General features: G+C 69.8%; 10 protein-coding genes. 5 read left to right on the top strand and 5 right to left on the bottom strand.

Annotated features, from left to right (window positions below; genetic code table 11):
• Positions 1-148: 148 nt before the first annotated feature.
• Positions 149-595 carry a nuclear transport factor 2 family protein gene (locus tag ACFWX1_RS39785; protein WP_378395032.1) on the bottom strand — a complete coding sequence of 149 codons (447 nt, stop codon included), beginning with the start codon at positions 593-595 and terminating at the stop codon, positions 149-151.
• 3 nt (positions 596-598) lie between these two features.
• The gene (locus tag ACFWX1_RS39780) at positions 599-1474 is read right to left on the bottom strand and encodes a TIGR03619 family F420-dependent LLM class oxidoreductase (protein ID WP_378395031.1); all 876 of its coding nucleotides are present in this window, start codon (positions 1472-1474) and stop codon (positions 599-601) included.
• Positions 1475-1635: 161 nt separating this feature from the next.
• Here ACFWX1_RS39780 and ACFWX1_RS39775 point away from each other — a divergent pair, with 161 nt between their 5' ends.
• Positions 1636-2436: a hypothetical protein gene (locus tag ACFWX1_RS39775; protein ID WP_378395030.1), complete on the top strand. Its 801-nt coding sequence runs from the start codon at positions 1636-1638 to the stop codon at positions 2434-2436.
• Positions 2437-2582: 146 nt separating this feature from the next.
• Positions 2583-3335, top strand: coding sequence for a GNAT family N-acetyltransferase (locus tag ACFWX1_RS39770; RefSeq protein WP_378395029.1), 753 nt, complete (start codon positions 2583-2585; stop codon positions 3333-3335).
• A gap of 4 nt (positions 3336-3339) precedes the next feature.
• Here ACFWX1_RS39770 and ACFWX1_RS39765 read toward each other — a convergent pair whose 3' ends face one another.
• Together ACFWX1_RS39765 and ACFWX1_RS39760 are read right to left on the bottom strand one after the other, a co-directional pair.
• A complete protein-coding gene (locus ACFWX1_RS39765; protein WP_378395028.1) occupies positions 3340-4149 on the bottom strand; it encodes an Fpg/Nei family DNA glycosylase in 810 nt (269 codons plus the stop codon).
• Complete coding sequence (locus tag ACFWX1_RS39760) at positions 4149-4622, bottom strand: ribose-5-phosphate isomerase (protein WP_378395026.1); 474 nt, start codon at positions 4620-4622, stop codon at positions 4149-4151. Before ACFWX1_RS39760 ends, ACFWX1_RS39765 begins: the two co-directional genes overlap by 1 nt.
• A gap of 370 nt (positions 4623-4992) precedes the next feature.
• Between ACFWX1_RS39760 and ACFWX1_RS39755 the strand changes: the two genes are divergently transcribed.
• Both ACFWX1_RS39755 and ACFWX1_RS39750 read left to right on the top strand, forming a co-directional pair.
• Positions 4993-5232: a hypothetical protein gene (locus tag ACFWX1_RS39755; protein WP_378395025.1), complete on the top strand. Its 240-nt coding sequence runs from the start codon at positions 4993-4995 to the stop codon at positions 5230-5232.
• Positions 5225-6037: an MBL fold metallo-hydrolase gene (locus ACFWX1_RS39750; RefSeq protein ID WP_378395024.1), complete on the top strand. Its 813-nt coding sequence runs from the start codon at positions 5225-5227 to the stop codon at positions 6035-6037. The genes ACFWX1_RS39755 and ACFWX1_RS39750 overlap by 8 nt, the downstream gene beginning before the upstream one ends.
• A gap of 9 nt (positions 6038-6046) precedes the next feature.
• Here the strand turns inward: ACFWX1_RS39750 and ACFWX1_RS39745 are convergent, their stop codons facing one another.
• Entirely contained in the window at positions 6047-6664 is a 618-nt protein-coding gene (locus ACFWX1_RS39745) for a DsbA family protein (RefSeq protein ID WP_378395023.1), read from the bottom strand.
• 179 nt (positions 6665-6843) lie between these two features.
• On the opposite strand from ACFWX1_RS39745, the gene pepN reads away from it, so the two are divergent.
• Positions 6844-9408 carry an aminopeptidase N gene (gene pepN / locus ACFWX1_RS39740; RefSeq protein WP_378395022.1) on the top strand — a complete coding sequence of 855 codons (2565 nt, stop codon included), beginning with the start codon at positions 6844-6846 and terminating at the stop codon, positions 9406-9408.
• Positions 9409-9714 lie beyond the last annotated feature (306 nt).

The raw sequence follows: 9714 nt of genomic DNA, 5'->3' as shown, positions 1-9714 counted from the left end.
AGACGCCGGAACAAGGGCATGACTGCTCCTCGGCTCGTGAGCACGCACCTCGTGCGACGGCGGAGGGCAGGAGGTCTGTCCCGTAAAAGTTAAGAGACCTTCCGAAGAGCAGTCAAGCCCCGTGATACATCAGATATGACGCGCCGGGTTATTCCGGCACCTGACGGGCGGTCGCCATCGCGCGTTCGGTCTCCCAGAACGCGCGCATCGACCTGATCAGGCCGTCCTCCCCGACGCGGTAGACGAAGACGCCGTCGGTGTCGACGCGGTAGCCACCGGGGAGGTACGTCGTGATCGTGCCGACGTTGGCCACCTCGTCGCCCGCGGCATGGGAATCGCGGATCTCGAACTCGAAGCGCTCGACGTTGGCGATTGTGGCGTCCCAGAAGGCGGCGATCCCCTCGTGGCCGTGGTGCCCCTTGCCCTCGGCGTCGAACATCGAGGGCCCCACCGGATCCTCGACCACTCCGTCCGCGGCGAACAACGCGAGCCAGCCCGCCTTGTCCCCCGCGCACACGGCGTTCATCGACCGCCACGCGGCCTGCCGCGCCGGCGGCTGCTCCGCTTCGCTGTCCCAGCTGACCGAAATACCCATGTCTCAGTCTCCGAACTTCGCGATGACGTCTTCCCCGAACTTCCGGATCGCGGCGAGCTTCGGCTCGATGTCCGCGTCGAACCCGACTCCCTCGAACACCCACGGCATCGTGATCACGTCGGTCACGCCGATCGAGGCCTGCTCCCGGTAGCCGTCGAGGCCGAACCGGTCGATGCACACGGCCTGGTATTCGAACGGCTCCTCCGCACGGCCCCGCTCCGCGAGCAGCTCACGCAGGCGCGCGATCGTGTCCCGCAGGTCGTCGAACTTCATCATCGCCGAGGACCAGCCGTCGCCCGCCCGCGCGGCCCGCCGCAGCGCGACTTCGGTGTGCCCGCCGATGTAGAACGGCACCCGCGACGGCGGCGTGGGGCTCATGCGCAGTTTGTCGAAGTCGAAGAACTCCCCGTGGTACTCGACCATGCCGCCGTCGAGGATCAGCCGGAGCACGTCGATCGCCTCGTCGACGCGCTTGCCGCGCCGCGCGTAGGGCGCTCCGCACCACTCGAACTCCTCGGGCGACCATCCGACGCCGAGACCGAGTCCGAACCGGCCGCCGGTCAGCGCGGCCACCGAGTTGACCTGACGGGCCAGCAGTACCGGATTGCGTGAACCCAGTTTCAGCACCGAGGTGTAGAACCTGATCCTGCTCGTCACCGCCCCCATCGAGGCGGCCGCGACGAGGGGATCCGCCCACGGCGTCTCCTCGTTCCAGAACCGGCTCCCGTCCGGGGTGTACGGATAGTCGGCGGACACCGTTTCGGAGTAGAAAAGCGAGTCGGGCAGGGCAATCGAGGCGAAACCGGCCTCCTCCGCGGCACGGGCGAGCCCGGCCAGCTGATCGAGCGGGTTCATCGCGACCGAGAGGGTGAACTTCATACCGCCGAACTATAACGTGTTCTAGTTTGTCCGGCCAGCCCTCGCGACACACCGGCGGTGCGCCGCGTCACGTGACGGGAACCCACCGCGTACCGTCCGCGTTGTCCGTTTCAAAGGTGGTTCCCGGGAGCCACCGCACGCATCCGAGCTTGGAGTGACCCATGGGGACCGCGATCTTCCTGATCGTGCTCGTCGTCGTGATCGTCGGCGGCGGCCTCTACTTCGCACGATCGCAGGCCGCGGCGCGACAGCGGCAACTCGAGGACGCGAAGGCGGACGCCCGCCGCCTGGTGGAGCGGCTCGGCGGCCAGGTCCTCAACATCACCGGCACCGACACCGCGTCGCAGCAGGCGATGGCCGACGCGAGCGAGCGGTACAACGCGGCGGGCTCCCAGCTGGAGCAGGCGAAGACGATCGAGCAGGCCAAGCTGGTCAAGGAGACCGCCATCGAGGGTCTCTACTACGTGCGGGCCGCGCGCACCGCCATGGGCATGGACCCCGGCCCGAAGCTGCCGGAAGAGGCCGAGCGCGAGCGCGCGGGCAAGGTCACCGAGCACCGCTCGGTCGACGTCGAGGGCCAGCACTACGAGGCCTCGCCCCAGGCGGGCCAGAACACGCCGTACTACTACCCCGGCGGCCGCGTCGCCGGGCGCCCGGTGCCCGAGGGCTGGTACAGCGAGCCGTGGTGGAAGCCCGCCCTGATCGGCGGCGCGTGGGGCCTGGGCTCGGCGCTGCTGTTCGGCGCGATGTTCAGCGGAATGGGCGGCATCGCCAGCGCGTCGGCCTGGGAGTCCGGGTACGACGCGGGCCAGATGGACGCGCTGGGCTCCGGCGGCTTCGACGGCGGTGGGTTCGACGGCGGCAGCTTTGACGGCGGCGGCGACTTCGGCGGAGGCGGCGACTGGGGCGGCTTCGACGGCGGCGGTGGTTTCGACGGCGGGGGCGGCGGCTTCGACTTCTGACCCGAGATTCTGACCCGAAGGGGATTTTCCGCACCACTAAGCGGAAAATCCCCTTCGTCGTGTCCGGCACCGGAAGTCCTCGTGCACGCATAATGAATATATATACATAGTTGCGGTTCTTCATTCAGCTGGCTTAGCGTGGTTCCATGGTCACCGTTGCGGAACTCGACGATCTGATGCTTCAGGGCTGGCGGGCGCTCACCTGCACCGAGGTCGACGGCTGGCTCGTCCGCCGTTCGGCGGGTGTCACGAGCCGGGCGAACTCGGTGGTGCCGGTCGCGCCGCCCGCCGACGTCGGCAAGGCGCTGCGGGAGGTGGAAGACCTCTACCACGGCACGGGGCTGGCCTCGACGTTCCTGATCGGCCCGGCAGCGCAGCCCGCCGATCTCGACGAGCTGCTCACCGCACGCGGCTACACGCGGCTCCGCCCGACGCTCCTGCAGACCGCCGACGTCGCGACCGTGCTGGAGCGGCTCCCGTCGAGCGATGTCGCCGTGCGGATCGACAAGAGACCGGACGCGGACTGGCTGGCCCTGTGGTCACTGACGGACGGCCGCGGTGGCGCCGAAACCCTCGCGGTGGCCCGCGAAATCATGGAGGCCACGCCCGCGCTCTACGCCTCGGTCGAGGGACCGTCCGGCATCACCGCGATCGGCAGGCTCGCGCTCGTCGGCACCTGGGGAGGCCTGTACGGGCTCGCCGTCCACCCGGACGCCAGACGTCAGGGCCAGGCCGCGGCCGTCCTCCGCGGGCTGCTGGCCGAAGCGTCGGGCCACGGTGTGGATTCGGTGTGGCTCCAGGTACTCGCGGACAACGAACCGGCACTGAAGCTGTACGACCGCGCGGGATTCACCACGGCCACGCGGTATCACTACCGGACGCGGCCCGTCGCGGGCTGACGGCTCAGGCGGGCTGGCAGGCCGGGCACCAGTAGAGATTGCGGCCGACGAGATCGGCGTGCGCCACCGACGTCCCGCACACCAGGCACTCCTCGCCCGCGCGGCGGTAGACGTAGACCTCGCCGCCGTGCCGGTCCTGACGCGGCGCGCGGCCGGTGGCCTCGGGCAGGTGCTCGGGCGCGACGGTGTCGATGCGGCCGACGCGGACGCCGTCCCGCATGAGCGCGACCAGATCCGCCCACATGTCGTCCCACAGCGCCTTGTCGAGGTCGCGCCCTGGCAACAGCGGCGGAACGCCGTGGCGGAACAGCACCTCGGCGCGGTACACGTTGCCGACCCCGGCGAGCACCGACTGGTCCATCAGCAGCGCCGCGATCGACGTGCGGGAGCGGGAGATCCGGGCCCAGGCCCGGTCCGGATCGGCGTCCGCGCGCAACGGGTCGGGGCCCAGGCGCGCCTTGATCGCGTCGACCTGTGCCTCGTCCAGCAGCTCGCACCGCGTCGGGCCACGCAGGTCCGTCCAGTGGGTCCGGCCTTCCAGCCGCATCCTGACCTGGCCGACCGGCGCGGTCGCCGGCAGTTTCGCCTCGCCGAAGGTGCCGTACAGCCCGAGGTGGACGTGCACCGTCCCGTGTGGACCGTAGTGGTGGAACAGGTGCTTCCCGTACGCCTCGGCGGACTTCAGCACCCGACCGTCCAAACGGGACGCCTCGGCGGCGAACCGGCCCTGCGGGCTGCTGACCGACACCGGCGCGCCCGCGTAGCGGCGTTTGTGCAGGCGGGCGAGCCGGTGCAGGGTGTGCCCTTCGGGCATCAGGCCCCCGGCAGGGCGGGCGGGGTGCCGGTGCGCTCGTAGTCGAGCAGCTGCTGGACGCGGCGCGCGTGCCGCTCCTCCGGCGAAACCGGCGTCGCGAGGAACGCCTCGACGATCTCGGTGGCCTGTTCGGTGGTGTGCATCCGGGCGCCGACGCCGATCAGCTGCGCGTGGTTGTGCTCGCGGCAGAGCTTCGCGGTCTCGACGCTCCAGGCCAGGCCAGCCCGTGCGCCGGGCACCTTGTTCGCGGCGATCTGCTCGCCGTTGCCGGAGCCGCCGATCACGATGCCGAGGCTGCCCTCGTCGGCGACCACGCGCAGCGCCGTCTCGACGCAGAACGCAGGGTAGTCGTCGGCGGCGTCGTAGACGGCCGGCCCGATGTCCGTCACCTCGTGGCCCTGCTCGCGCAGGTGGCTCACCAGGTGGTTCTTCAGTTCGAAACCGGCATGGTCGGATCCCAGGTAAACACGCACGGCAAGGGAGTCTGCCATCCCACCGGAGCACGGGCATGCTGTGGGGGTGGCTGTGGTGTTCATCGCGCGCTTCCGCGATCGCACTGCGAGTGCGCTCCTCGACGACATAATGACCCCGTTGAGTGCAAAGGCGTCCTGTCATCCCGGCAGCAGGCCCTGTCGGCCATAGGGAGGCGCGTCCGTGAAGTCTCCTCTCAGACTGCGCGCACTCATAGATCTTGCGGTGGTACTAGCCGCTGTTCAGCTACTACGACCGCGTCGCCTGCGCCAGCGGCCCTGTACCCCGTACTCCCGACGGTCGTCAACGAAAGACAGCCCATGCCCAGGCGGCAGGTCGATCGGGATCGTCCCGGCCGGGGAGCGCTGGGGCATGGACGTGCTGAGCGACGCCGGCGAGTTCGGACCGCTGCGGCCGTGTGTCGAGGATCAGCTGGGCACCGGAGCGATCCCCGCCGCGTTCGGCGGCACCGACCTCGCGGACGCGCTCGCCCGGTGCGCGTCCGGACAGGAACTCATCACCGCCGGGCACGAGAACGACGTCGTGCTGGCGGCACAAGTGGACGTGAGCACGACGGCTCCCGTCCTGACCGAGAGGATTCTTCGTGACTGACGGACGCTGGCTCGAACTCGCGGAAGGCGTCCACGCGCGCCGGTACGAGGAGCTGGACCTGACCACCGGGCTCGTCGTCGGCGGCGAACGCTGCCTGGTGATCGACAGCAGGGGCGACGTCGACCAGGGCACCGAATTCGCCGCCGCGATCCGGGAGATCACCCCGCTGCCGTGGTCGGTCGTCTACACCCACGCGCATTTCGACCACTGCTTCGGGACGACGCCGTTCCTGCCGTGCGACGTCTGGGCGCAGGAAGGCTGCGTCGCCGAACTCGCCGCGCACGGCGAACGAGCGCGGCGGCGGCGGATCGAGACCTACCGCGCCGAGGGCAAACCGCACATCTCCGACGCGCTGGAGCGGACCGTCATCACCCCGCCGGGGCGGCTGGTGACCGAACGCGCGGAGATCGACCTGGGCGGCCGGGTCGTCGCGCTGGTGTACCCCGGGCTCGCGCACACCGACCACGATCTCGTCGTCCACGTGCCCGACGCCGGGGTCGTGTTCGCCGGGGACACCGTCGAGCACGGGCCGTCCGGCTTCACCGCCGACTCCTTCGGCACCGACACGCATCTCGCCGCCTGGGCCGCCGCGCTCGGCGAGATCCTCGCGCTGCGACCGGAAACCGTCGTGCCGGGACACGGCGATCCCGTCGACGCCGGGTTCGTCGTCCGGCATCGCGACGGCCTCCACCGGCTCGTCACCCTCAAAACCGCTGTCGCGGCGGGTGAAATGACCGAGGAGGAGGCCGTCGCGATGTCCCCCTACCCCGCCGACGTCACGCATGCCGCGCTGGGCACACCATGAGCCGGTCGCTCAGTCGAAGTTCAGCTCGCCCGTACGGGTGCGCTTGAGCTCGAAGAAGTCCGGGTAGCTCGCGAGCGCGACCGCGCCGTCGAACATCTTCAGCGCGTCCTCACCCCGCGGGATGGAGCTCAGCACCGGGCCGAAGAACGCCACGCCGTCGATGTGGATGGTCGGCGTGCCGACCTCCGTGCCGACCGGGTCCATGCCCTCGTGGTGGCTCTTCCGCAGCGCCTCGTCGTACTCGGCCGAGTCCCCCGCCTCGATCAGTTCGGGCGCGCCGACGGCTTCCAGGGCCTCCTTGATGACCTGGCGGCGGTCCTCGTTGCCCTGGTTGTGGTATCGCGTGCCGAACTCGGTGTAATAGTCGCGGACGGCCTGCTGGCCCTTCTTCTGCCCGAGCGCGATGGCGACCCGGACCGGCGCCCAGCCCTCGGACAGCAGCGCCTTGTACCGCTCGGGCAGGTCTTCGCGGTTCTCGTTGAGCACCGAAAGGCTCATCACGCGGAAGTTCAGCTCGATGTCGCGGTGCTTCTCCACTTCGAGGATCCAGCGCGAAGTGATCCAGGCGAACGGGCAGATCGGGTCGAAGTAGAAGTCGACCTTGGTTGGCTTCGACTCAACGGTCATCGTCGTCATCTCTCCAGGTACGCGGGGTCCTCAGGACACGGAGGCGGCCGGGTGACGGCCGCACACTGGCATCCAACACGACCCGGTGCCCGGTTGTTCCCCATCGTCAGCGGGTGGCCACCCATGATTGGATGCTCGTAGATGGAAACCGAAACCGATACCACTGACCAGAGGTGCCCGTGCCCGCCCCGAATCTGACCCGAGACCAAGCCAAGCAGCGTGCCGACCTGCTCGACGTCGAGTCCTACGACATCGAACTGGACCTCACCGACGGCCGCGGCGGTCCCGGGGAGAAGACCTTCGTCTCGAAGACCACCATCCGGTTCTCGAGCGCCCGGGCCGGGGAGCGGTCCTGGGTGGACGTGGTCGCCGAAGGAGTCCGGTCCGCCACTCTCAACGGCACCGAGCTGGACGTCAGCGCGTACGTCGAGGACGACGGCATCGCGCTGCCCGGTCTCGCCGAGAGCAACGAGCTCGTGGTCACCGCCGACTGCCGGTACATGAACACCGGCGAGGGACTGCACCGGTTCGTCGACCCGGTCGACGACGGCGTCTACCTGTACACGCAGTTCGAAACCGCCGACGCGAAGCGGATGTTCGCCTGCTTCGACCAGCCCGACCTCAAGTCGGTCTACCGGCTGACGGTGACCGCGCCGAAGGACTGGAAGGTCATCTCGAACGCGCTCGTCGAGTCGGCCGAGGACACCCCGGAAGGCGCCGTGCGGACGGTGTTCAAGGTGTCCGAGCGGATCTCGACGTACCTGGTCGCGCTGATCGCCGGGCCGTACGCCGAATGGCGGGACGAGTTCTCCGACGAGCACCGCACCATCCCGCTGGGCATCTACTGCCGCGCGTCGCTGGCCGAGCACATGGACGCGGACAAGCTGTTCGTCGAGACGAAGCAGGGTTTCGCCTTCTACCACGAGAAGTTCGCGACGCCGTACCCGTTCTCGAAGTACGACCAGCTGTTCGTGCCGGAGTTCAACGCGGGCGCGATGGAGAACGCGGGCGCGGTGACGTTCCTGGAGGACTACGTCTTCCGCAGCCGCGTCACCCGCTACGCCTACGAGCGGCGCGCCGAAACGCTGCTGCACGAGATGGCGCACATGTGGTTCGGCGACCTCGTCACCATGCGCTGGTGGGACGACCTGTGGCTCAACGAGTCGTTCGCGACCTTCGCCAGTGTGCTCGCGCAGGCCGAGGCCACCGAGTACACCAACGCGTGGACGAGCTTCGCGAACATCGAGAAGTCGTGGGCCTACCGGCAGGACCAGCTGCCCTCGACGCACCCGATCGCCGCGGACATCGTCGACCTGCACGCCGTCGAGGTGAACTTCGACGGGATCACCTACGCCAAGGGCGCGAGCGTGCTCAAGCAGCTCGTCGCCTACGTCGGCCAGGAGCACTTCCTGGAGGGGCTGAAGGTCTACTTCGGCAAGCACGCCTGGGGCAACGCGACCCTGTCCGATCTGCTGGGCGCGCTGGAGGAGGCGTCCGGGCGCGACCTTTCGTGGTGGAGCGCGCAGTGGCTGGAGACCACCGGCCTGAACTCGCTGAGCCCGCGCTACGAGGTCGGCGCGGACGGCACGTTCAGCTCGTTCGCTGTCGTGCAGACCGGCGCGAAGCCGGGTGCCGGTGAGCTGCGCACGCACCGCGTCGCGGTCGGCGTGTACGACGAGGACGGCTCCGGCCGCCTGGTGCGCTCGCACCGGGTCGAGCTCGACGTCGACGGCGAGCGCACCGACGTGCCGGCGCTGGTCGGGGTCCCCGCGGGCAAGCTGGTGCTGGTCAACGACGACGACCTCACCTACTGCCGGATGCGGCTCGACCCGGCGTCGCTGACCACGCTGATCGACCGGATCGCCGACATCACCGACCCGCTCCCCCGCACGCTGTGCTGGTCGGCGGCGTGGGAGATGACCCGCGAGGCCGAGCTCAAGGCCCGCGACTTCGTCACCCTGGTGGCCAGGGGCATCCACACCGAGTCCGAGGTCGGGGTCGTGCAGCGGCTGCTGCTGCAGGCGCAGACCGCGCTGAACTCCTACGCCGAGCAGGAGTGGGCGGTCCAGAAGGGCTGGCCGGCGTTCACCGCCCGGCTGCTGGAACTGGTGCGCGCGGCGGAGCCGGGCTCGGACCACCAGCTGGCGTTCGTCAACTCGCTCGCCGGTTCGGTACTGGACGAGGAGACCCTGACGGTCATCTCGGGCTGGCTCGACGGTTCGGCGCCGCTGGAGGGGCTCACCGTCGACACCGACCTGCGCTGGCGGCTGCTGCAGGCGCTGGTGGCGCACGGCAAGGCGGACAAGGCCGAGATCGACGCCGAGCAGGCGCGGGACGACACCGCGGCGGGACGGCGGCAGGCCGAGCGCTCGCGCGCGCTGCGGCCGAACGCGGAGGCCAAGGCGGACGCCTGGCAGCGCGCGATCCACGACGACGAACTGCCGAACGCCGTCAGCGACTCGCTCATCTCGGGCTTCTCGCACCCCGGCCAGAAGGCGTTGCTCGGTTCCTACGTGGCGAAGTACTTCGACGTCGTCGACGAGGTGTGGCAGCGGCGTTCGAGCGAGCGGGCGCAGCCGACGATCATCGGCCTGTACCCGTCGTGGGCGGTCGAACCGGCCACGGTCGAGGCGTCGGACGCCTGGCTCGCCGGTGACCATCCGGCGGCGCTGCGGCGGCTCGTCTCGGAAGGCCGGGCGGGCATCGTCCGCGCACTGGCGGCCCGGGACTTCGACCGCTCCTGAGGGTTTTGGCTCTGCGGCCTGCTGTGTCCCGGACGTGGGGACGTTGAACGCCCTCTCGTTCGGGACGTGGCGGGCGGCTCCTCGCGTTGTCGTGCCTGTGGGGCGTCTCCGGCGTCCCGTGTTGTCGCGAACGACGCGTACGAGACGTTCAACGTCCCCAACGGAGCGTTCGCGACGTTCGAGGCTTGTCGCACCGCACCCGCGACGCGCTGCTGGCCGGGCCACCGGTGTCGCGAACGACGCGTACGAGACGCTCATCGTCCCCACCGCGGCGTTGGCGCACCCCCCCCCCCCCCCCGGAAAGAC

It is taken from the genome of Amycolatopsis sp. NPDC059021 (assembly GCF_042739895.1).
GTDB lineage: Bacteria > Actinomycetota > Actinomycetes > Mycobacteriales > Pseudonocardiaceae > Amycolatopsis.
This window is presented reverse-complemented; position numbering and strand designations above follow the sequence as displayed.